Source organism: Pseudomonadota bacterium (assembly GCA_022572885.1).
Lineage (GTDB): Bacteria > Pseudomonadota > Gammaproteobacteria > Steroidobacterales > MnTg04 > MnTg04.
This window is the reverse complement of record JACZVC010000016.1, coordinates 22,524-44,824: the sequence shown is the minus strand read 5'-3', so window position 1 is coordinate 44,824 and position 22,301 is coordinate 22,524. Positions and strand designations below refer to the sequence as shown.

Annotated in this window: 19 protein-coding genes; 18 read left to right on the top strand and 1 reads right to left on the bottom strand. The window is 58.4% G+C overall.

Features of this window, described 5'->3' with window-relative positions:
* Complete coding sequence (map, locus tag IIA05_07630) at nt 1–765, bottom strand: type I methionyl aminopeptidase (protein ID MCH9026971.1); 765 nt, start codon at nt 763–765, stop codon at nt 1–3.
* A 394-nt stretch (nt 766–1,159) separates the two neighbouring features.
* On the opposite strand from map, the gene rpsB reads away from it, so the two are divergent.
* From rpsB to tilS, 18 genes are all read left to right on the top strand, one after another.
* Nucleotides 1,160–2,488 (top strand): 30S ribosomal protein S2, encoded by a 1,329-nt coding sequence (gene rpsB, locus IIA05_07625; GenBank protein MCH9026970.1) that lies wholly within the window; start codon nt 1,160–1,162, stop codon nt 2,486–2,488.
* 111 nt (nt 2,489–2,599) lie between these two features.
* Entirely contained in the window at nt 2,600–3,475 is an 876-nt protein-coding gene (locus IIA05_07620; GenBank protein MCH9026969.1) for an elongation factor Ts, read from the top strand.
* 205 nt (nt 3,476–3,680) lie between these two features.
* Nucleotides 3,681–4,436: a UMP kinase gene (locus IIA05_07615; GenBank protein ID MCH9026968.1), complete on the top strand. Its 756-nt coding sequence runs from the start codon at nt 3,681–3,683 to the stop codon at nt 4,434–4,436.
* Nucleotides 4,429–4,986, top strand: coding sequence for a ribosome recycling factor (gene frr / locus IIA05_07610; protein MCH9026967.1), 558 nt, complete (start codon nt 4,429–4,431; stop codon nt 4,984–4,986). Before IIA05_07615 ends, frr begins: the two co-directional genes overlap by 8 nt.
* 104 nt (nt 4,987–5,090) lie before the next feature.
* Nucleotides 5,091–5,813 (top strand): di-trans,poly-cis-decaprenylcistransferase, encoded by a 723-nt coding sequence (gene uppS, locus IIA05_07605; GenBank protein MCH9026966.1) that lies wholly within the window; start codon nt 5,091–5,093, stop codon nt 5,811–5,813.
* Nucleotides 5,806–6,603, top strand: a complete 798-nt coding sequence (locus IIA05_07600) for a phosphatidate cytidylyltransferase (GenBank protein MCH9026965.1) — start codon at nt 5,806–5,808, stop codon at nt 6,601–6,603. The genes uppS and IIA05_07600 overlap by 8 nt, the downstream gene beginning before the upstream one ends.
* Nucleotides 6,603–7,787, top strand: a complete 1,185-nt coding sequence (locus IIA05_07595) for a 1-deoxy-D-xylulose-5-phosphate reductoisomerase (GenBank protein ID MCH9026964.1) — start codon at nt 6,603–6,605, stop codon at nt 7,785–7,787. The genes IIA05_07600 and IIA05_07595 overlap by 1 nt, the downstream gene beginning before the upstream one ends.
* Nucleotides 7,784–9,151, top strand: coding sequence for an RIP metalloprotease RseP (gene rseP, locus IIA05_07590; GenBank protein MCH9026963.1), 1,368 nt, complete (start codon nt 7,784–7,786; stop codon nt 9,149–9,151). The genes IIA05_07595 and rseP overlap by 4 nt, the downstream gene beginning before the upstream one ends.
* Nucleotides 9,152–9,165: 14 nt before the next feature.
* Entirely contained in the window at nt 9,166–11,547 is a 2,382-nt protein-coding gene (gene bamA, locus IIA05_07585; protein MCH9026962.1) for an outer membrane protein assembly factor BamA, read from the top strand.
* Between the two features lie 10 nt (nt 11,548–11,557).
* Entirely contained in the window at nt 11,558–12,097 is a 540-nt protein-coding gene (locus tag IIA05_07580; GenBank protein MCH9026961.1) for an OmpH family outer membrane protein, read from the top strand.
* A 13-nt stretch (nt 12,098–12,110) separates the two neighbouring features.
* The gene (gene lpxD, locus IIA05_07575; GenBank protein MCH9026960.1) at nt 12,111–13,166 is read left to right on the top strand and encodes a UDP-3-O-(3-hydroxymyristoyl)glucosamine N-acyltransferase; all 1,056 of its coding nucleotides are present in this window, start codon (nt 12,111–12,113) and stop codon (nt 13,164–13,166) included.
* Between the two features lie 17 nt (nt 13,167–13,183).
* A complete protein-coding gene (fabZ, locus tag IIA05_07570) occupies nt 13,184–13,618 on the top strand; it encodes a 3-hydroxyacyl-ACP dehydratase FabZ (GenBank protein ID MCH9026959.1) in 435 nt (144 codons plus the stop codon).
* Between the two features lie 2 nt (nt 13,619–13,620).
* Complete coding sequence (gene lpxA, locus IIA05_07565; protein ID MCH9026958.1) at nt 13,621–14,391, top strand: acyl-ACP--UDP-N-acetylglucosamine O-acyltransferase; 771 nt, start codon at nt 13,621–13,623, stop codon at nt 14,389–14,391.
* Between the two features lie 14 nt (nt 14,392–14,405).
* On the top strand, nt 14,406–15,575 hold the full coding sequence (gene lpxB, locus IIA05_07560; GenBank protein ID MCH9026957.1) for a lipid-A-disaccharide synthase: 1,170 nt from the start codon (nt 14,406–14,408) through the stop codon (nt 15,573–15,575).
* Complete coding sequence (gene rnhB / locus IIA05_07555; GenBank protein MCH9026956.1) at nt 15,568–16,203, top strand: ribonuclease HII; 636 nt, start codon at nt 15,568–15,570, stop codon at nt 16,201–16,203. Before lpxB ends, rnhB begins: the two co-directional genes overlap by 8 nt.
* Nucleotides 16,204–16,214: 11 nt before the next feature.
* Entirely contained in the window at nt 16,215–19,721 is a 3,507-nt protein-coding gene (dnaE, locus tag IIA05_07550) for a DNA polymerase III subunit alpha (GenBank protein MCH9026955.1), read from the top strand.
* 107 nt (nt 19,722–19,828) lie between these two features.
* Nucleotides 19,829–20,794: an acetyl-CoA carboxylase carboxyltransferase subunit alpha gene (locus tag IIA05_07545; GenBank protein MCH9026954.1), complete on the top strand. Its 966-nt coding sequence runs from the start codon at nt 19,829–19,831 to the stop codon at nt 20,792–20,794.
* A 6-nt stretch (nt 20,795–20,800) separates the two neighbouring features.
* Nucleotides 20,801–22,180 carry a tRNA lysidine(34) synthetase TilS gene (tilS, locus tag IIA05_07540; protein MCH9026953.1) on the top strand — a complete coding sequence of 460 codons (1,380 nt, stop codon included), beginning with the start codon at nt 20,801–20,803 and terminating at the stop codon, nt 22,178–22,180.
* The last annotated feature ends 121 nt before the right edge of the window (nt 22,181–22,301 follow it).

Below are 22,301 nucleotides of genomic sequence, written 5' to 3'. Positions count from 1 at the left end.
TCAGTCGCCGGTATGATCCCGGGTCATGATTTCATAGCCGTTGTCGGTGACCAGCACCGTGTGTTCCCATTGGGCGGAAAGGGAGTGGTCCTTGGTGACGACCGTCCAGCCATCCGGCAGCAGATGGACATGCCGGCGCCCGACATTGACCATCGGTTCGATCGTGATGGTCATGCCCGCGCACAACTCGAGCCCGGTTCCCGATTTACCATAATGCAGGACCTGCGGATCCTCATGAAACTCGCGGCCGATGCCGTGGCCGCAGTATTCCCGCACCACCGAGCAGTTGTGAGTCTCGACATGCTGCTGGATGACCTCGCCGATATCGCCCAGCCTCACGCCCGGGCGAACCATTTCGATACCGAGATACATGGCGTCGTGCGCAACCTGGCTTACCCGCTGGCCCATGACACTGGGTTTTCCCACCATGAACATCCGGCTGGTGTCGCCATGGAAGCCATCTTTGATGACGGTAACGTCGATGTTGACGATATCGCCGTTTTTCAGCTTTTTTTCGCCCGGGATACCGTGGCAAACCACATGGTTGACCGAGGTGCAGATGGATTTCGGAAATCCCCGGTAATTCAGGGGCGCGGGGACCGCCTGCTGCTGGTTGACGATATATTCGTGACACAGGCGGTTCAGTTCGCCGGTGGTAATACCGGGCACGACGTGTGCGCCTATCATATCGAGCACCTCGGCTGCGGCCTGTCCCGCCACCCGCATCCGGTCCTGCTCGGCGGGCGATTTGATGGTTACTGTCATAAGATGCGTAATACTCCGTGAGTCGGTGGCCGGCGCGCCAGGGCCCGGTCCAGGCGTGCCTGCCTGATGGCCGGAAAATACTCCAGCGGCGGGATTGTTGCGCCAGGCCATTTTATGGTATAAAGCGCGCGCTTTTTTCGCAAATGGAAGTTCTGATGCATTCATGGGCGAAGCAGGTTGTGAGCCAGAATGTTCAGATTCAAGGCGCGAATCGCACGTAATAGCTGGCTATTGCGAAGATTTGCAACGCGGAAGCTGGACATTTTGGACGCAAGATGCGAGTTCATGAATGCATCGGAGCTTCCTTAATCCACACATGTACCGGCACATACGGCTGGGTGCCCTCTGGGGTTGTCGTATGGGGTACATGGAGGCTTAACCCTTAGGAGACAACATGGCTAACGTATCAATGCGCCAGATGCTGGAAGCTGGCGTGCATTTCGGTCATCAGACTCGGTTCTGGAACCCAAAAATGGCCCCCTTTATCTTTGGGGAGCGCAACAAAATCCATATCATCAACCTCGAGCGGACAATGCCGTTGTTCAGCGAAGCCGCCGCGTTCGTAAAGAACATAGTTGCCAATCGCGGCACGGTGATGTTTGTCGGCACCAAGCGTTCTGCACGCGAAGCGATCAAAACGGAAGCAACGCGCTGCGACATGCCGTTTGTCAATCATCGCTGGCTGGGCGGCATGCTGACCAATTTCAAGACCATCACCGCATCGATCCGCCGGCTCGAAGACCTGGAGGCGATGGAAGAAAGCGGTGCGTTTGATACGCTGACCAAGAAAGAGGTCATTGGTCTGCGGCGCGATATGGACAAACTGTTCCGCAGCCTGGGGGGCATCAAAAACATGAAGGGCCTGCCCGACGCATTGTTCATCGTCGATGTTGGCCACGAAAATATTGCGATACGGGAAGCGGTCAAACTGGGGATACCGGTAATCGCCGTCGTGGATACCAATTGCTCGCCGGATGGCGTCGATTACATAATTCCTGGCAACGACGACGCAATGCGTGCGATCCAGCTATATGCGAACGGCGTAGCGGAAGCGGTTCTCGACGGCAAAGCCTCGTTGCCTGAAATTAACCTCGGCGATGACGAATTCGTCGAGCTCGATGACGAAGGCAAGCCCCGGAAAAAGGCCGTAGCCGGGAAACCTGCGCCCAAAAGAACGGGTAAAAAGGTCATCGTAACGACACTTGGGAGGGCCGGACAAGCGCAAAAGCCGGTCGCCAAAATAGCGGATCCAAAGGAGGCCGATCTGGGCAGGGAGGCCAAGACAGAACCGGCGGAGCCGGTCGCGGACGTAGCCGAACCGGCAGCGAAGGCCAAACCGGTAGAGATCGTCGCGGATGCAGCAGTGGCAACCAAGCCAGAGCCCGCGCAGGCCAGCACCGATACTGCAACGGCGCCGGTGGCGGAAGAGCCGACCGTTATAAAAGCGGATGCCAAGGTGGCCGTCAATAAACCGGCCGTCAAAAAAGCGGATGCCAAGGCGGCCGACAATAAACCGGCCGTCAAAAAAGCGGATGCCAAGGCGCCCGCCCAAAAGCCGGTGGCAAAAAAAGCAGCGGCCAAGAAAGCCACAACAAAAAAAGCGGTGGCCAAGAAAGCTGCAGCGAAGAAAGCGCCTGCCAAGAAGGCGGCGGCGAAAAAGGCCACGAGCAAGAAAACCGCGACCAAGAAAGCTGTTGCAGCCAAGAAAGCGAAAGACAGCTAGCGCGGAGCATTCATGAAAAGTCCGCGCCAGGAGTTAGCGTGGTAAGGCACGATCTGCAAGGCGGGCTGGCGTTTGCGCGGCCCGCGCTTTTTCATATTGAGGAAAGATTTAATGAGCATCACTGCGACACAGGTGAAGGAATTACGCGAGCGCACAGGCGCTGCCATGATGGAGTGTAAGAAAGCGCTGGTCGCAACCGGTGGCGATATGGAAGCCGCGGTCGATGCCATGCGCAAAAGCGGTCTGGCCAAGGCGGACAAGAAGGCGGGCCGGGTGGCCGCCGAGGGCGCTGTTATCGTGCGTCAATCCGCGGACAATCAGTTCGCGGCAATACTCGAAATCAATTGCGAGACCGATTTTGTTTCTGGTGGCGATGACTTTCGCGGCTTTGTCGATGCGGTCGCCGATGCCGTGCTGGTTGGCAAGCCGGACAGCATGGATGCGCTGATGACGCTGTCGGTCGGCAGCCAAAGCATCGAGGAGGCGCGCCGCAGCCTGGTCGCCAGGATCGGTGAGAATGTCCAGGTCAGGCGGTTCGAGCTGGTCGAAAGCGCTGGCGTGATGGCGTCGTATCTGCATGGCATCCGGATTGGTGTGGTCGTCAGCGCCGAGGGTGGGGACGTGGATCTCGCTCGGGATATCGCGATGCATGTTGCGGCGCTCAACCCGCAGTGCGTGTCGGACGCCGACGTACCGGCAGAGAAACTGGCGAAGGAAAGGGAAATCCTCGCCGCACAGGCACGGACCGAGGGCAAGCCAGAGGAGATCGTGGAGAAAATGGTCGATGGCCGGATGCGCAAATTCCTGGCTGAGATTACGCTGACCGGACAGTCCTTCGTCAAGGACCCCGATCTGACCGTCGGCAAACTGCTGAAGCAGAACAATGCCACGGTTGCCCGTTTTGTTCGTTTCGAGGTGGGCGAGGGCATCGACAGGGCCGAGGAGAATTTTGCAGACGAGGTAATGGCCCAGGTGAAGGGGGCATAGCCTGCAATATACCCAAGGCGGTAGACGCCGGGATGTCGGGAACTGAAGGATCAGGTATTTTGAGGCCTTGGCCGCCCGCCCCCTCACCAGGAATCCGCCATCCTGGCTAAAATATGCAGGCAAAGCCGCAAAATCGGGTAATATCGGGAACCCCGCGAGCGCGGGGTTCTTTGTATCCGCAGAACCTGGAAAATAAAGGGGCTTTATGGGCGATTCAGAACCGGTGCAAAGGCGAATTTTGCTAAAGCTCAGCGGCGAAGCGCTGATGGGTCAACTGGATTACGGCGTGGACCCGGAGGTGATTCGTCGCATTGCAGCAGAGATCGCCGAAGTCAGGGACATGGATGTGCAGATCGGCGTGGTGCTCGGTGGCGGCAATATTTTTCGGGGGGCTGGCCTCGCCAGATCCGGAATGGACCGGGTCACCGGCGACCAGATGGGCATGCTGGCGACGGTGATCAACAGCCTGGCTTTGCAAGACGCCCTGGAAAGAGAGGGGGTCAAGGCCCGCGTCATGTCGGCCCTGCAAATCAATGCGGTTTGCGAAGACTATATTCGGCGCAGGGCCATCCGGCACCTGGAAAAAGGCCGGGTAGCGATTTTCGCCGCCGGTACCGGGAACCCCTTTTTTACGACCGATACGGCAGCCAGTTTGCGCGCGATTGAAATTGGCGCGGATGTGCTGCTCAAGGCGACCAAGGTGGATGGTGTCTATTCTGCCGATCCGCTCAAGGACCCTTCCGCGCGGCGTTATACGCAGATCAGCTATGATGAGGTGCTTCGCTGCAAGTTGCAGGTCATGGACGCGACCGCGATCGTTATGTGTCGCGACAACAATATTCCGCTGCGCGTGTTCAATCTGACGAAGGTGGGTAGCTTACTGCGCATCATGCGCGGGGAGACGCTGGGGACCTTGGTAGATAATGGCCTGGAGCAGATGCAGGAGGCAGTCAGTGATTAAGGATATCGAAAAAAACGCATCGACTCGGATGGGCAAGAGTGTTGAAGCGTTTGTCCAGGAACTGAAAAAACTCCGGACCGGACGCGCGCACACCAGCCTGTTGGAACACATTACGGTCGAGTATTACGGATCGGAGGTTCCACTCACCCAGGTTGCCAGCATCACGGTCGAGGATGCGCGCACCCTGGCCGTAAACCCGTGGGAGAAATCCATGATCCAGGCCGTCGAAAAAGCCATTATGACTGCGGATCTGGGTTTGAACCCGACCACTGCCGGCACCGTGATTCGAGTCCCGTTACCGGCGCTGACGGAGGAAAGACGCAAGGACATGACTCGTGTGGTGCGTCACGAGGCGGAGAACGCGCGGGTGGCGGTACGCAATATTCGCCGCGATGCCTTGCATGACGTCAAGGAGCTCCTCAAGGAAAAAATGATCACCGAAGACGATGATCATCGGGCGCACGACGAGGTGCAGAAGATGACCGACGATCATGTTGGCAGGATCGACAAGATCCTCGCGAAAAAAGAAGCTGAATTGCTGGAGGTATAAGGACTTCGGCACGACGGTTCGGTACTTGTGCCGGAGCAATAAACCGTATCCGATGAGTCACCATGGCGGACCAGGCAGACAAAACCAGCCAGCATCAGGACACCATGGCCGCCCACCACGTTGCGATCGTCATGGATGGCAACGGTCGCTGGGCGAAGCAACGGATGTTGCCCCGGCACGCGGGTCACCGGGCCGGTGTCAAGGCAGCGCGGCGCACCGTCGAGGCCTGCGGTGCGCTGGGGATCCGCACCCTGACCCTATTCGCCTTTAGCAGTGAAAACTGGGGCAGGCCCAGGGATGAAGTACAACAATTGATGGCCTTGTTTATCGAGGCCCTGAACCAACAGGTTCCGGAGTTGAATGAGCAAGGGGTCAGGCTGAAAATAATCGGCGACCGGGAGCAGTTGCCCGCCGATCTGGTTCGGCAGATAGAGGAATCGGAAGCGATGACCGCAGACAACGACCGGTTAAACCTGGTCGTCGCGGTCGCATACGGGGGTCGTTGGGATATTGTCAACGCATGCAAATACCTGGCGCGGCAGGTTGCCGATGGCGAACTGTCGGCCGAGGATATAGACGAAAACCGCCTGGCGGCACAGATACAGCTGGCCGGTCTTGGCGATCCGGATCTTTTTATTCGAACCGGCGGCGATTCCCGCATCAGCAATTTCCTGCTTTGGAACCTGGCATATACGGAGCTGCATTTCAGTGAATCGCTGTGGCCTGATTTTGAGCCAAAGGAACTGGCAGCAGTGGTCGGCAGTTTTCATGGGCGGGAACGGCGTTTCGGGAAAACATCGGCACAGGTGAGCGGCGACCATGCTTAAGCAAAGAATCATCACCGCCGTGGTCTTGCTGGCAGTGCTCGCCGGCGTGTTTTTTCTCCTGCCGCCGCCGGCCGGATTGATTACCCTGACCCTGGTAATAAGTCTGGGCATCTGGGAATGGAGCCAGTTCCTTGGCGTAAAATCCTTGGCGTGGCGGTTGCTATACGTCGTCATGGTGCTGGCGTCGATGGTTGCCGTGTGGTTTTACAGCTTTCACCCCGGGGCGTTGCAACTGATACTGCAGGTTACGCTGGCCTGGTGGCTGGTGGCTTTTGTGTGGGTCATGCGTTATCCGACCGCGATCCCGGTGGCGGTTGGCGTTTTATCGGGAATCCTGGTGCTGGCGCCAGCCTGGCTTGCGTTGAGCCGCCTGCTGGTCGCGGATGATGGCGTAGTCTGGGTTGTTTTTGTGCTGCTTTTGGTTTGGGCAACCGACATCGGCGCGTTTGCCGTGGGTAAACTGTTTGGCAAAATCAAACTGATACCCAGGGTCAGCCCGGGGAAAACCTGGGAAGGCGTGATCGGTGCCATTGTGCTGGCCGCAATCGTTGGCTTTGCCGGCGCAATGTATTTCCAACAAGACCCGCTGAGTTTCGTTTCCTTGTGTGTCGCCGTGTCGGCGATTTCTGTGGTCGGGGATCTGATCGTCAGTATTTTCAAAAGACATAATGGCCTGAAAGACAGTGGACGAATTTTCCCGGGTCACGGCGGCATGCTCGATCGCATCGACAGTATTTGCGCGGCGGCCCCGGTGTTTGTACTGGGGCTGAGCTGGCAGGGACTGGTCTGATGAAAGGCGTCAGTATCCTGGGGTCGACCGGGAGCGTCGGTTGCAGCACGCTGGACGTGATCGCCCGCAACCCCGATGCATTTCGTGTGGTTGCGCTGACTGCCAGGAGCAATCACCAGCGCCTGTTGCAACAGTGCCTCCGTTTTGAGCCGGAGCTGGCGGTAATGACGGATAACGGGGCGGCCGATGTTCTTCGGGAAGGACTGCAACAAGCTGGCCTGAAAACAGCGCTGCTCGCCGGCGCCGATGCATTGGTCGAAGCGGCCAGGATTCCGCAGGCCGATTTTGTCATGGCCGCGATTGTCGGCGCCGCCGGGTTGCTGCCGACCCTGGCCGCTGCACAGACCGGCAAGCGGGTGTTGCTTGCCAACAAAGAATCGCTGGTCCTCGCCGGGCATTTATTGATGGAGGCCGTAGCAGACAACGGCGCAACCTTGATCCCGATCGACAGCGAGCACAACGCGATTTTCCAGTGTCTGCCCGATCCCGGCGGCCGGCGCTCGAAACACGGGGTTCGAAAATTATGGTTGACAGCATCGGGTGGTCCGTTTTTGAATACGCCGGTTTGTGAGCTCGAAAAAGTGACGCCGGAACAGGCTTGCGCACACCCGAACTGGGACATGGGGGATAAAATTTCGGTCGATTCGGCGACGATGATGAACAAGGGTCTTGAGCTGATCGAGGCCAGCCATTTGTTCGCAATGTCGCCGGATGACATTGAAATTCTGATCCACCCGCAGAGCATCGTGCATTCGCTGGTCGAATATCGCGATGGTTCGGTGTTGGCGCAACTGGGCAACCCGGATATGCGTACGCCCATCGCCCACGCTCTTGCGTGGCCGGAGCGTATGGAATCCGGGGTGAAAGCGCTGGACCTGGTGGCAATCGCAAAGCTTGAGTTTCAAGCGCCCGACATGGATCGCTTTCCGTGCCTGGCGCTCGCCAGGGCGGCTGCGGAACGAGGCGGTACGGCCCCGGCGGTGTTGAATGCCGCGAATGAAATTGCGGTACAGGCGTTCCTCGACCGGCGCCTGCCCTATACGGAAATTGCCGCGGTAATCGGTAATACGATGGAATGCCATAGCGTAGGGGTGGTCGAATCCCTGGAGACGGTCATTAAGGCCGATCAATGGGCACGCGAAAAAGCGGGCCGGACAGTCAATGAGGTGAGTATCGCGGTATGACCCAGTTGCTAATCACTATTGTAGCTTTTGTCGCGGCGATCTCGGTGCTGGTTGCGGTACATGAGTTCGGGCATTTCTGGGTCGCCAGAAAACTGGGTTTCAAGGTACTCAGATTCTCGATCGGCTTTGGCCGGCCACTGTGGGTATACAAAGGGCGCGATGACGTGGAGTTCATGATCTCGGCTATTCCGCTGGGCGGCTATGTCAAGATGCTGGACGAGAGGGAAGGCCCGGTGGCGCCGGCAGACTTGCATCGCGCTTATAACCGCAAGCCTGTCGCCAGCCGGCTGGTGGTATTGTCCGCGGGGCCGGCGTTCAATTTTCTTTTTGCCGTGCTCATTTACTGGTTGCTTTTTGTGATCGGCATCAGCGGTCTTAAACCGATGGTCGGGGATATCGCCGTGGACTCGCCTGCCGCGACGGCGGGCATGGAAAGAGGGGATATTATTACATCGATCGGCGATCAGGAGATTAAGTCCTGGGCGCAGGTACCGCTCAGCCTGATCGAGGTGTTGCTGGATTCGGGTGACCTCCCGATCAGCGTCATCGGTGCGGATGGCTATCAGCGAAGCCTGACTATCGATGTGCGCGGGCGCGAAAACGAGCTCAGCGATCCATCCTTGCTGTTCAGCGGTCTGGGATTTAATCGCTGGTTCCCGCTGATCCCGCCGTTGCTCGACGAGATTACGCCCGGCGGGGCGGCGGACCAGGCGGGACTGAAAACCGGTGATCTCGTGATATCTGCCGATGCCGTGCGAATCGATGACTGGCGTAGCTGGGTGGAGTTTATCCGGGCGCGGCCAGGCGCGGACATCAGCATGCAAATAGAGCGCGATGGCCGGCGCCTGACGATGCCGATGACCATCGCTCGTGTTGAAACGGAGCAGGGCGTTATCGGGCGCATCGGCGCTTCGGTTCGGGTGCCGCCGGGAGACCTTTACGCCGACCTGCGCATGGTTGAGCGTTATTCGGTTTTCAGCGCGCTGGGCCATGGCATGGTGAGAACGTGGGACACTTCGATACTGACGCTGCGGTTGGTCGGGCGCATGATAAGCGGCCAGATTTCCGCGAAAAATATTTCTGGCCCGATCAGCATTGCCGTCTACGCCGGCGCCGCGGCCACACTTGGTCTGGAAGAATTTCTCGGCCTGCTTGCGATACTCAGTATCAGTCTCGGCATTGTCAACCTGTTGCCGATTCCGCTTCTTGATGGCGGTCAGATGGTTTATGTCGCGGCGGAAGGCATCAGGGGGAAGCCGCTGTCTGAAAAAGTCCAGTTGCTCGGACAGCAACTCGGCATTGCAATGCTGATCATGATAATGGGTCTTGCTTTCTATAACGATTTCAACCGGCTGTTTGGCTGAGGGCTGCCGTCAGTATGATTAGAAGAATATGGATGTTCTTGGCGCTGGCTATTTTTCTGACTGGCCTGGCTGGCGCCGAAGAGGATGGTTTCCTGGTGCGTGACATGCGGGTTGAAGGCAACCAGCGCATAACCGATGGCACGGTATTTAATTACCTGCCGATCAATGTCGGTGACGTCATCGATCAGCAGCGGGTGCGGGAAGCGATCCGTGCATTGTACGAAACCAAGTTTTTTGATGATGTTGAGCTCAGGATCGATGACGGCGTGTTGCTGATCGTAGTCCTGGAAAGGCCATCTATAGAAAGTTTCAGTATCTCCGGCAACAAGAGCATCAAGACCGAGGACTTGGAAGCCGAGTTGCGCCGGATTGGCCTGGCGGAGGGCAAGACCTTCGATCGGTCGGTACTCGAAGGCGTTACCGATGCGATTACCGAGCAGTATTTCAGCCAGGGCAAATACAGCGCGACGGTGACTACAGAGGTTTCCACGGTCGGCAAGAACCGGGTGCAAATCGATATCACCATCGTCGAAGGCGAACGGGCGACGATTCGCCAGATCAATATCGTCGGCAACAATGAATATTCAGATAAGGAATTGCGCAAGGAGATGTCTTTGCGGCAACCGCACCTGACCTGTTTCATCAAGAGCGATTGCCGGTACTCGAAGGAAACATTGCTCGGGGATCTGGAGGCGCTGAGTTCATTTTATCTGGATCGCGGCCATGTCAAATTCGAAGTCCGTTCGACGCAGGTTGCGATTTCGCCGGATCGCAACGATATTTTTTTGACGATCAACATCGATGAAGGAGACCTTTACAAAGTGTCCGGTGTCGAGCTGGCTGGCAAGACTATCCTGGAGCCCGACGTGCTGCGGCAGCTGATCTTTTTGCAGGACGGGGACACGTACTCACAAAGGCGGATTACCCAAAGCACGGAAATGATGGCCTATGCGCTGGGTGAACGCGGTTATTCGCTGGCTATCATCGACGTCATTCCCGATATCAACGAGGATGACAATACGGTCAGCCTGACCTTTTATGTGGAGCCTGGCAACAGAGTCTATGTCAGGAAAATCAAATTCGCCGGCACTCACTCCACCGACGACTATGTATTTCGTCGCGAGATGAGGCAGATGGAGCAGGCATGGTTGTCGAGCTCGGGCGTAGAGCGGTCCAAGCAGCGCCTCCAGAGGCTGCCTTTCGTCGAGAGCGTCGAAATGGAAACCATCCCGGTGCCGGGAGTTACCGACATGGTGGATGTCGAATACACGATCAAGGAAGGCTTGCCCGGATCGTTCGGTGGCGGGGTCGGTTTTTCCGACGCCCAGGGGCTGATCCTCAACGGAAATTTCGTGCATACGAATTTCATGGGGACCGGTAATCGGATTGCCATGGATCTGTCATCCGGGAGATTCAGCAAGATTTACAGTATTTCCCACACGAATCCGTATGCAACGCCGGACGGGATCAGCCGAACCCTTGCCGTTGGACTGCGGGATTTCAGTCAGTTTACCTCCGGCGCTTCCGATTTTAGCACCCTGACGACCAATGCCTCGATCGATTATGGAATCCCGATCAGCGAGTTCCAGCGATTCAGATTCGGCTTTTCAGCCAGCGATTCGGAATTGTCATCAAACAGCTTTCAGACCCTGCAGTCCCAGGAATGGGTGCAGAACAATGGCGATTCTTCGGTCGAAATCATCAACGGCATTATTTTCTCCAAAACGGCATTCAAAACCTTTGAGATTCTGCTTGGCTGGACATACGACTCGCGCAACCGTTTTCTGTTTGCCGATCGCGGGTCGCGTAGTCGGGTAACGGTCAGTTATACCTTGCCGCAAAGCGATGTCGAGTACTGGTTTTTAAATTACGATTTCCAGAAATATTTTCCGATTTCGGGGGAGTGGGTATTCAGCATCAGTGCGGATGTCGGGCTTGGTGAGGCGATTGGCGATACGACGTCTATTCCGCCTTTCCGGAATTTCTTCGCCGGCGGTCCGAACACCGTTCGTGGCTACAAGGAGAACAGGCTCGGACCAAAGGACACTTTTGGCCGTCCTTATGGCGGCAATCTGAAGGTCGCGACCCAGTTCGAATTGTTGGTCCCGGTCCCCGAGGCCATCAAGGGATCCGCAAGGCTGAGTGTTTTCTATGACATTGGTAATGTATTCTCTACCGGCGATGTGAGTTTTGTAGACAAGCTTGGCGACCCAATCAAGTATGAATGGGATGCCAACCGATTGAAGCACTCTGCGGGTCTGGCAGTCGAGTGGCTGGCTCCGATTGGCCTTTTCAAGTTCAGTTACGCGATCCCGCTGAATTCGGAAAAGGCAACACTTCGTTTTTATGGCGACGAGACCGAACGACTGCAATTTTCTATTGGTTCTGCTTTTTAAAGGTGTATTAATGAAAAAACACGTGATTTATCGATGGAGTGCGTTGCTGCTGGCATCTCTGTTTTTGTCCTTCCCCGCTTTGGCGCAGGAAACAAAAATCGGTTTTGTCAATTTGCCCAGGCTTTTGCAGCAAGCTCCGCAGGCCAATCGGATTCGCCAGCAGTTGCAGGATGAGTTTGCGCCGCGCGAACGTCAGATACTCGCAGAACAGCAGACCTTGCAGGGGTTGGCGCAGCGGCTGGAGCGCGATGGCGCGCTGATGGGCGAGCAGGAGCGCAGGAACCTCGAGCGCGACCTCAACCAGGGCGGCCGTGATCTCAAAAGACGGCAGGATGAGTTTCTGGAGGATTTCAATCTTCGGCAGAACGAAGAGCTGACGATCCTGCAGCGAACCCTGGTCGAACAGGTGCAGGCGCACGCCCGTGAACGTAACTACGACCTGATCGTCGGCGAGCCGGGCATTCTGTTTGTCAGCGAGGCGATAGACATCACCGAAGCCGTCCTGGCTGCGCTGGAAGCTGCCTTCCAGGCATCCGATACGGGACAATAAGGCATATGTCGGGATGACCACGACGCTGGGGGAGCTCGCGGTCAGATACGGATGCACCGTGGAAGGTGATCCGGATGTGCGCATCAGCCGGGTTGGCACCTTGCTCAACGCCGCTGGCGAGGCGATCAGTTTTCTGGCCAATCCCGCGTACCGCAAACAATTGGCCGCCACGCACGCCGCGGCTGTCATCCTGGCGCCGGAAGATGCTGCACAGTGCCCGGTCAGTTGCCTGATTACCGACAATCCTTATGCATTGTACGCCCGCGTCGCGGCGGATTTGAATCCGTCGAGCGAAGCGCCGCCAGGCGTTCATGCCAGTGCGGTGGTTGGCGAAGACGCAGAAATAGCCTCGGGTGTCCGTATTTCCGCAAACGTTTGCATTGGCTCCGGCGTCAGGCTCGCCCAGGGTGTTTTTATCGGCCCGGGATGCGTCATTGGTGACCGCTGCGAACTCGGCGCGAACGCGCGTCTGACCGCCAATGTCACCCTTTGCGCGGATACAAGGATCGGCGCCCGGGTGGTGATTCATGCGGGCGCGGTTCTCGGCGCCGATGGCTTCGGCATTGCCAGGGACGATGATCGCTGGATCAAGGTGCCCCAGCTTGGCGGCGTGCGACTTGGCGACGATGTAGACGTAGGCGCCAACACCACGATCGATCGCGGCGCGATCGAAGACACAGTCATCGGCAACGGCGTCAAGCTCGATAACCAGGTGCAGGTTGGCCACAATGTCAGGATCGGAGAACATACGGTGATCGCTGGCTGCGTTGCGATTGCGGGCAGTGTAACGATTGGCAAACGATGCATGATCGGCGGTGCCGCGGGCATCGTTGGTCATATCGAGCTGGGCGACGACGTGGTCGTTACCGCGTTTACTTTTGTCAGCCACTCGCTCAGCCAAGCCGGGGTTTATTCCGGATCGATGCCGGTGGATCAGGCAGCCCGGTGGCGCCGGAATGCGGTACGCCTGCGCCATCTGGATGAATTGGCGAAAAAAGTGCGGGTTCTGGAAGAAAAGCTTGCTAAAAATGAGACTGCGAACAGCGCACGCGAAAAGGACGAAAGCTAATGAGTAACGAGTATCAAATGGACATCGAAAAAATCATGCGCTATCTGCCGCACCGGTACCCGTTTTTGCTGGTCGATCGGGTGATCAGTTGCGAGCCTGGCCAAAACATCGTGGCTTATAAGAACGTGACCGTGAACGAGCCGTATTTTCAGGGGCATTTCCCGATAAAGCCGGTGATGCCGGGCGTAATGGTTATCGAGGCGCTGGCCCAGGTATGCGGATTACTGGCATTTGTCACCGCAAACGTCACCCCCGCGGAAGACAATATTTTCTATTTCGTCGGTATCGATAAGGCGCGTTTTCGCCGACCGGTCGAACCTGGCGATCAACTCATTTTGAAAGTTGAACTGATTCGAAAAATACGCACCATCTGGAAATTTTCGGCGCGCGCCGAGGTCGATGGGAAAGTGGTGGCCAGCGCCGAGTTGATGTGTGCGCCCGGAGGCGTTTGAGAGTGATTCACGAAACCGCAATCGTCTCGTCGTCGGCCCGCCTTGCGGACGATGTCGAGGTGGGTCCATATGCGATTATCGAGGGCGATGTCGAAATTGGTAATGGCACGACGATTGGGCCGCATACGGTCATCAAAGGTGAAACCCGGATCGGCAGCAACAACCGGATCTACCAGTTCTCGTCCATAGGCGAGGCCCCGCAGGACAAAAAGTATGGCGGTGAGGCGACGCGGCTGGAAATAGGCGATGGCAACACCATTCGCGAGTTCTGCACGATCAGCCGGGGCACGGCGCAGCAACAGGGCCTGACCCGAATCGGCAATGGCAACTGGCTGATGGCTTATGTGCATATTGCGCATGACTGTGTCATTGGCGACCATACGATTTTTGCCAATTGTACGACCCTGGGCGGTCATGTGCTGGTTGGCGACCACGCGATTTTTGGCGGTTTCTCCGGGGTACATCAGTTCTGCCATATCGGCGAACACAGTTTCATGGCGATGTACAGCGTGGTCGCCCGGGATATCCCGGCGTACCTCATCGTATCCGGCAATCCGGTGCAACCGAGAGGCATCAACAAGGAAGGGCTCAAGCGGCGTGGTTTCGACCGCGATCAGCTGCGTCAACTTCAGGCAGCGTATCGGCTGATATATCGTGAGGGATTGAAACTTGCAGACGCGATCGCCGAACTCGAGCAGCGACTGGGCGAACAGCCGGTTCTGTTGCCGTTGGTCGAGTCCCTGAAATCCAGTACGCGCGGCATCGCGCGCTGATACCGGAGGCGTTGATGGCGCACGAGCCCGGCGTAAAAGTTGGCCTTGTCGCCGGCGAAGCATCCGGCGATATGATCGGGGGCAGCTTGCTGCAGGCAATGCGCATCCGGGCACCCCGCATCCATGCCATCGGCGTGGCCGGCGAGGAAATGATAGCCGCAGGTTGCCAGCCGCTGTTTCACGCGAGTGAATTGGCGGTGATGGGCCTGGTCGAAGTGATCTCGCATTTACCGCGGCTGCTCAGGCTCAGACGGAATCTGGCAAGCCAGTTTGCAGCCTGGCGGCCGGATGTCTTCGTCGGTATCGACGCACCGGATTTTAATATTGGCCTGGAATCCCGGTTACGCCGACTGGGTATCCCGACGGTCCATTATGTCAGCCCGTCGGTCTGGGCATGGCGCAGCGGGCGGGTCAAAAAAATCGCGCGCAGCGCCGACCTGGTGCTTTGCCTGTTGCCATTCGAAAAGCAGTTCTACGACGACCACAATATTCGCGCGGTGTTTGTGGGGCATCCCCTGGCCGAGCGGATAACCCAACAGCCGGATACTTCCACGGCCAGGCGACAACTCGGGCTGGCCGATGATGGCGAGTGGCTCGCGCTGCTTCCGGGCAGTCGCAATGGCGAGGTAACCAGGCTGGCGAATGATTTTGCCGAAACCATAGCCTGGCTGCGGGACCGCCGGCCGGCCATGCGTTTTGTCGCCGCGATGGCAACCGCGGAATGCGAAAAGATTTTTCGCGAAGCGATCCGGCGTATTGCGCCGCCGATCGAAATTCATATGATCCGGGGGCGATCGCATGAGGTCATGATTGCGGCCGATGTACTCCTCGTGGCATCGGGAACTGCGACCCTCGAGGCCGCGTTGATAGGCCGGCCGATGGTCGTGACCTACCGGTTGGCGCCGGCGAGCCGGTTGCTGTTGAAATGGCCGGGCTTGCTGACGACCGACAGGTTTGCCCTGCCAAACCTGATTGCCGGCGAGGACCTGGTGCCCGAAATTTTACAAAACGACATCAGCGCGGAGGCGCTTGGCCAGGCCATACTGCGTGAACTGGACGATGCCGGGCGCCGGCAATATCTGGATGGCCGGTTTCGGGAAATACAGCGGATGTTGAGACGCAACGCGGCGGAGCGCGCCGCGGCCGCGATCCTGGATCTCGCGGCGGGACGCATCGATGAGTAGTATGCCGATGCTGGTCGCGGGCATCGACGAGGCAGGCCGCGGGCCACTGGCAGGCCCGGTGGTTGCCGCGGCGGTAGTGCTGAATCCAGCGCGGCCGATCGCGGGATTGAGGGATTCCAAGAAATTGTCGGCCAGGCAGCGAACCGTGCTGGCGATGGAAATCAAAAAGTGCGCACTGAGTTACGCGATCGCCTGGGCAGACCCGGAGGAAATCGACCAGTTGAATATTCTGCGGGCGACCCTGCTGGCGATGCGCCGGGCGACGCTCGGTTTGCATATCCGGCCGGTTCACCTGCAGATCGATGGCAATCGTTGTCCGGAATTCGCGGGCACCGGACTCGATTGCAGCAGCGAGGCGCTGGTCGGCGGTGATGGCCGGGTCCCGGCCATCAGTGCTGCGTCGATCCTGGCCAAAGTCGCGCGCGATGGCTTTATGACGCGCCTGCACCAGATTTACCCGCAATACAATTTCGCCCGCCACAAGGGCTACCCGACCGCCGAGCATCGGCAAGCTCTGATACGCCACGGCGCCTGTCCCTTGCACAGGGTTTCGTTTGCACCCGTGCGCAGTGTCGTAGTGGCGAAAAAAACAGATACTGACAATGACAATGCCGTGGCCAGCCTGTAAAAATAGACCTGATGAGCGCCAGTTTCGTACACTTGCATTTGCATACCGAATATTCTTTGTCCGACAGCGTCGTGCGGGTGAAACCGCTGATGGCCGCGGTGGCGGAGATGGGTATGCCGGCTGTCGCGCTGACCGACCAGTGCAACCTTTTTGCAATGGTGAAGTTCTACCGGGCCGCGCTCGCCCGCGGGATCAAACCCATCATCGGCGCCGATGTCTTGCTGCGCGATATCGACCAACCGGCCCGTCCCAGCCGCCTGACGCTGTTGTGTCAGAACCAGCTTGGTTATCGGAACCTGTCGCGCCTGGTAAGCCGCAGTTATCTGGAAGGCCAGTACCGGGGCGTGCCGATGCTGGACCCGGATTGGCTGAGCAGCGAAAACTGCGCTGGCCTGATTGCCCTTTCGGGAGGCGTCGAGGGCGATATCGGCAGGGCCTTGCTGGCGGGTCACACCGATCTGGCGGACAGGCGCCTGGCGGAATGGCGGACAGTTTTCGGTGACCGATTTTATCTTGAGATTACCCGGACGGGTCGCCCGGGCGAAGAAGATTATTTGCAACAAGCGGTGCAACTGTCGTCCGAACAGTGCGCGCCGTTGCTGGCGAGTAACGACGTCCGCTTTATCAGCGCCAGCGAGTTCGGTGCGCACGAAGCAAGAGTGTGTATACACGACGGCCAGGTGCTGACCGATCCGGGCCGGCCAAGGCGTTACAGTGAACAGCAATATTTGCGCGGTTCCGAAGAAATGCAGCAGCTTTTTGCCGATCTGCCGGAAGCGCTGGAAAACGGCGTCGAAATCGCAAAACGCTGTAACCTCCAGTTAAAACTCGGGGGCAGCGATCTGCCCGACTTTCCGATCCCCGATGGTCAGAGCACGGCTGGGTATTTGCGTGGCGCGTCAATGGCGGGTCTGCGTCGGCGGCTCGGGCTGACCGAATCCGGCGCCTTGCCGGATGTGTACCAGCAGCGGCTCGATCATGAAATAGACGTCATTTGTGAAATGGGTTTTCCCGGCTATTTCCTGATTGTCGCGGATTTTATTCGTTGGTCCAGGGAGAACGGTATACCGGTCGGGCCAGGTCGCGGTTCGGGCGCCGGCAGCCTGGTTGCCTACGCATTGCAGATTACCGATCTCGATCCGATAGTGCACGAATTGCTGTTCGAAAGATTTCTCAATCCCGAACGCGTTTCGATGCCGGATTTCGATATTGATTTCTGCATGGAAGGCCGCGACCGGGTGATCGACTATGTCGCCGGTCGCTATGGCAGGGACCGGGTTTCGCAGATCATCACTTACGGAACCCTGGCGGCCAAGGCGGTGGTCCGGGATGTGGGCAGGGTCCTGGGTCATCCCTACGGTTTTGTCGATCGAATCGCGAAACTGATTCCCTTCGAACTGGGCATTACCCTGGAAAAGGCGCTGGAGCAGGATGACGAACTGCGGAATCTCTACGAAAACGATGACGAGGTGCACAACCTGATCAACCTGGCGCGCCAGTTGGAAGGCCTGGTGAGAAATGCCGGCAAACACGCCGGTGGCGTGGTGATTGCACCCAGACCCTTGACCGACTACGCGCCGCTGTATTGCGAAGAAGGCGGCGCCAATGTGGTTACCCAGTTCGACAAGGACGACGTCGAAGCCTGCGGGTTGGTCAAGTTCGATTTTCTCGGCTTGCGTACGCTGACCGTCATCGATCGGGCGGTCAAAATAATTAACGGTCAGCGGCGGGAGTCGGGAGAGCCGCCGCTGGATATCGATGCGATCGACCTGCAGGATTCCGCGACCTACGACTTGCTCAAGAAATGTCGGACCGTGGCTGTATTTCAGCTCGAGTCTCGCGGCATGAAGGATCTCATCAAACGCTTGCAGCCCGATAATTTTGGCGAGATCGTGGCGTTGGTGGCCTTATTCAGGCCGGGGCCGCTTCAGTCGGGTATGGTCGATGACTTCATCAACCGCAAGCACGCCGCCGACAAGACCAAGATCGATTATTTCCACCCCGACCTGAAGCCCATACTCGAGCCCACCTATGGCGTAATTCTCTACCAGGAACAGGTCATGCAGATCGCGCAGGTGCTGGCCGGTTACAGCCTGGGTGAAGCCGACCTTTTAAGGCGCGCGATGGGCAAGAAAAAGCCGGAAGAAATGGCCAAGCAACGGGGAGTTTTCCTGCGTGGCGCCGAGCAGGCAGGGGTCGATACGGAACTCGCCACATTCATATTCGATCTGATGGAGAAATTTGCCGGTTACGGGTTCAACAAGTCCCATTCGGCCGCTTATGCCGTGCTTGCTTATCGCACCGCGTGGCTGAAAGCGCATTACCCCGCAGCATTCATGGCCGCGGTGCTGTCGACGGACATGGACAACACCGACAAAGTGGTGACGCTGATCGATGAATGCGCAGCCATGGATATCGAAGTCGCGGTACCTGACATCAACCATTCCGGTTATGCCTTCGTGGTCTCCGGCCCGCGCACCATCCGCTATGGCCTGGGCGCGATCAAAGGCGTTGGGCGCGGCGCGCTCGAGGGCCTGATTGCGGAACGATCGGCAGGTGGCGCGTTTGCCGGTATCGTCGATCTGTGCCAGCGGGTCGATCTGCAAAAGCTCAACAGGCGCGTTATGGAGGCACTGATCCGCTCGGGCGCGATGGATAGCCTGGGGGTCGGCCGCGCCGCGCTGCTGGCGCAATTGCCGGCCGCGATGAAGCTCGCCGTACAGGATGCCAAAGCCAGCGCAGCCGGTCAGGACGACATGTTCGGGTTCAGCGGGCCGGGCCCGCAAATCGACGAGCTGCCGGTTCCGCTGATTGGCAGGCATCAGCAGGACCACCCACCTGAATGGAGCGAGAAAGAGCGGCTGGATGGCGAATTTGACACCCTGGGTCTTTATCTCACCGGTCACCCGATCACGCGCTATGAAAGAGACTTGCCGCAGTTGGTCGGCAGCCGGATTGCCGACCTGGGCGATGGCCAGCCAGTGGGAAACGGCCGCCATCAATACGCAATCGTCCGCAAGGTCACGGTCGCGGGGGTGGTGCTGAAAATGGGCAAGCGCGGCAACCGGGTTACCTTGCAGCTGGATGATCGTAGCGGGCGGGTGGAAGTAACCCTTTTCGAAGAGGCTTACCAGGAGTTCGGGCATCTCTTGCAGGTCAAGGCAGTGCTGTTGATTCACGGCGGCCTGCGGTACGACGATTTCAGCAATAGCTGGCAGATTAGCGCTAAGAAAATTCAGGATATCGACGCAGCCAGGGAGCAAATGGCGAAAAAGTTGATCATCGAGTGGCAGGGGCAGCAGGACGGACAGCAGTTCGTGCATGAACTGAAGGGGACGTTGCGGCCCTATCTTGATGGCCATTGCGGTGTCTGGGTGAGATATACCGGTAGCGGCGCCAAGGCCTTGCTGGCGCTCGGCGACGACTGGCAGATCCGGCCAACCCGTGAATTGCTGGACAAACTGGATAAACTGGTTGGCGGGGAACACCTGAAGCTGGTCTATCCGCCACCGTTGTAGGACACCCTCAAAGGGCCGGGCTGGCCCGGAAAACGGACCCGCCAGCCGGGCTTGTACGGGCCTAGCTGTATCGGTAATGTGGGTGTCTGTTTTTTGCGGTGTACAGCATGGATCTGAGATTTCTCGATTTTGAGCAACCGATCGCCGAGCTCGAGGCGAAGATCGAAGAACTTCGCCATGTCGGCAGCGACGCTGATATTAATATCAGCGAGGAAATAAACCGGCTTGAGGAAAAGAGCCGTTCGCTGACCCAGTCGATTTTTTCCGGGTTGACCGCCTGGCAGGTCACCCAGCTTGCGCGCCATCCGCAACGGCCGTACACGAACGATTACCTGGCAAAAATATTTACCGATTTTCAGGAATTATCCGGTGACCGTATGTTTGCGGACGATCCCGCGATTGTTGGCGGTTTGGCGCGGCTGGACGGCCGGCCGGTCATGGTCATTGGCCATCAAAAAGGCCGCGACACCAAACAGCGGGTGTATCGTAACTACGGCATGCCGAAGCCCGAAGGTTATCGCAAGGCCTTGCGCCTGATGCGCATGGCCGAACGATTTTCGCTGCCGGTCATTACGCTGATCGATACGCCGGGCGCCTATCCGGGCGTCGGCGCCGAAGAGCGCGGGCAAAGCGACGCGATCGCGCGCAACCTGTATGAAATGGCTGGCCTGCGTACGCCCATCCTGGCGGTTGTCATCGGCGAGGGGGGCTCTGGCGGTGCCTTGGCCATCGGCGTTTGCGATCGCCTGTTGATGCTCGAATACAGCATTTACTCGGTGATTTCTCCCGAAGGCTGTGCGTCCATACTCTGGAAGACCGCGGACAAGGCGGAGGTTGCCGCGGAAGCCATGGGCATCACCGCGGACCGGTTGGCCAAGCTGGACCTGGTCGATGAAATTATCGGCGAACCGCTCGGTGGCGCACACCGGGATCCCGATGCGATGGTCGAAGCCTTGAAAAATTCCCTGTTGCACAACCTCGAGGCACTAACCGGTCATAACACGGACGAATTACTGGAGCAGCGGTATCGGCGATTGATGAACTTCGGCCTCTACAAGGAAACCGCGGATTAGCCAATCATGACCCCCGGCAGCGAAAACCTGGCCGCCCGGTTACGCCAGGTGCTCGCCGCGCATCTGGCCGATCCCCGGCGCAGCCGGTATTGCATTGCCTTCAGCGGCGGTCTCGATTCCAGCGTGTTGTTGGCGTTGATGACATCGATCATCGCGGAATGGCCGGATGCCGCATTGCGAGCCATACATGTCAACCACGGACTGTACGCCGACGCTGACCGGTGGCAGTCGGCGGCGCAGGCTGTTGCGCAAAAGCTGGCAGTGGATTTTTCGGCGATCCGAATTACTGTTGCAGAGGATGCGCCAGGCGGTCTGGAAGCCACGGCTCGCGACGCTCGTTATCGTGCGCTGGCAGACGCCATGGCTGACGGCGAAGTCCTGGTCTGCGCACACCACCTCGACGACCAACTGGAGACTTTCCTGCTGCAACTCATGCGCGGCGCCGGCCCGGCGGGGCTGGCCGCGATGCCGGTGGTTCGCGATCTGGGCCCGGGCCTGCTGCTGCGGCCGCTGTTGTCAGTCAGCCGGGATGAACTGTGCGATTGGGCACGGCGGAACGCGGTGAGCTGGTGCGAAGACAGCAGCAACCAGAACCAGCAGTTTGACCGCAATTACCTGCGTCACCGGATCCTGCCCTTGCTGCGGGAACGCTGGCCAGCGGTTGCCGGTAGCGCGGCCCGCAGTGCGGCGCATTGTGCCGAGGCTGAGTCTGTGCTGGCCGAGTTGGCCAAGCAGGATCTTGGCGACCCGCTGGCCGAGACCGCTTACCTCGCTGCCGTGCTGCCGACCGAAAAATTCGCCGGACTCAGTGCCGGTCGGATACGCAACCTGCTGCGTTACTGGATCAGGACCGAGGGCTACCCGGTGCCGGGTCACGGTCGCCTGGCCGAAATCATCGATAGTGTGGTTCCCGCCAGGGCCGATGCCGAGCCGGTGGTGCGGTGGCGCGATACGGAACTCAGGCGCTATCGCGACAGGCTTTACCTGATGCCTTCCCTGGGCGAAGCGCCGGACCAGGCGCTGGATTGGGATACGGACAAACCGCTGTCCCTGCCAGGAACCATGGGACAACTCGAATTGGCTCCGGCGGACTCGGCTTGCGGCAATGGTGTAATAGCGAAACACTTACTCGAACGTCACTGCACGGTGCGTTTCCGGGCCGGCGGCGAGCGCTTCCGGCCCGCGGGCGGCAGGCGGAAGCCGCTGAAAAAATGGCTGCAGGAAAAAGGGATTCCGCCATGGATGAGGTCCCGGCTGCCCCTGGTTTTTTGCGCGGATCGGCTGGTCTGGGTGCCGGGTATAGGCTGCGCCGAAGAATGGCTGGCAAGAGCGGGTGAAGATGGCCGGGTTATTCGCTGGTTGCGGGCGCCGGATGTGAATTCCTGATTGTCGCGCAGGCCGGCTTCTGGTATTTTCTAGTACCGACCACATGACCGGTTCGGGATCCGCCGAGAACAATCGCAGGTCTCGCTGTAGGAGTCCGCACAGGGCTCCAATTTTTTTCTGC

Bases quoted from the DNA above. Each gene is read 5' to 3' on its own strand.
- map (MCH9026971.1), bottom strand. From the start codon at position 765: ATGACAGTAACCATCAAATCGCCCGCCGAGCAGGACCGGATGCGGGTG.
- rpsB (MCH9026970.1), top strand. From the start codon at position 1,160: ATGGCTAACGTATCAATGCGCCAGATGCTGGAAGCTGGCGTGCATTTC.
- IIA05_07620 (MCH9026969.1), top strand. From the start codon at position 2,600: ATGAGCATCACTGCGACACAGGTGAAGGAATTACGCGAGCGCACAGGC.
- IIA05_07615 (MCH9026968.1), top strand. From the start codon at position 3,681: ATGGGCGATTCAGAACCGGTGCAAAGGCGAATTTTGCTAAAGCTCAGC.
- uppS (MCH9026966.1), top strand. From the start codon at position 5,091: ATGGCCGCCCACCACGTTGCGATCGTCATGGATGGCAACGGTCGCTGG.
- IIA05_07600 (MCH9026965.1), top strand. From the start codon at position 5,806: ATGCTTAAGCAAAGAATCATCACCGCCGTGGTCTTGCTGGCAGTGCTC.
- IIA05_07595 (MCH9026964.1), top strand. From the start codon at position 6,603: ATGAAAGGCGTCAGTATCCTGGGGTCGACCGGGAGCGTCGGTTGCAGC.
- rseP (MCH9026963.1), top strand. From the start codon at position 7,784: ATGACCCAGTTGCTAATCACTATTGTAGCTTTTGTCGCGGCGATCTCG.
- bamA (MCH9026962.1), top strand. From the start codon at position 9,166: ATGATTAGAAGAATATGGATGTTCTTGGCGCTGGCTATTTTTCTGACT.
- IIA05_07580 (MCH9026961.1), top strand. From the start codon at position 11,558: ATGAAAAAACACGTGATTTATCGATGGAGTGCGTTGCTGCTGGCATCT.
- lpxD (MCH9026960.1), top strand. From the start codon at position 12,111: ATGACCACGACGCTGGGGGAGCTCGCGGTCAGATACGGATGCACCGTG.
- fabZ (MCH9026959.1), top strand. From the start codon at position 13,184: ATGGACATCGAAAAAATCATGCGCTATCTGCCGCACCGGTACCCGTTT.
- lpxB (MCH9026957.1), top strand. From the start codon at position 14,406: ATGGCGCACGAGCCCGGCGTAAAAGTTGGCCTTGTCGCCGGCGAAGCA.
- rnhB (MCH9026956.1), top strand. From the start codon at position 15,568: ATGAGTAGTATGCCGATGCTGGTCGCGGGCATCGACGAGGCAGGCCGC.
- dnaE (MCH9026955.1), top strand. From the start codon at position 16,215: ATGAGCGCCAGTTTCGTACACTTGCATTTGCATACCGAATATTCTTTG.
- IIA05_07545 (MCH9026954.1), top strand. From the start codon at position 19,829: ATGGATCTGAGATTTCTCGATTTTGAGCAACCGATCGCCGAGCTCGAG.
- tilS (MCH9026953.1), top strand. From the start codon at position 20,801: ATGACCCCCGGCAGCGAAAACCTGGCCGCCCGGTTACGCCAGGTGCTC.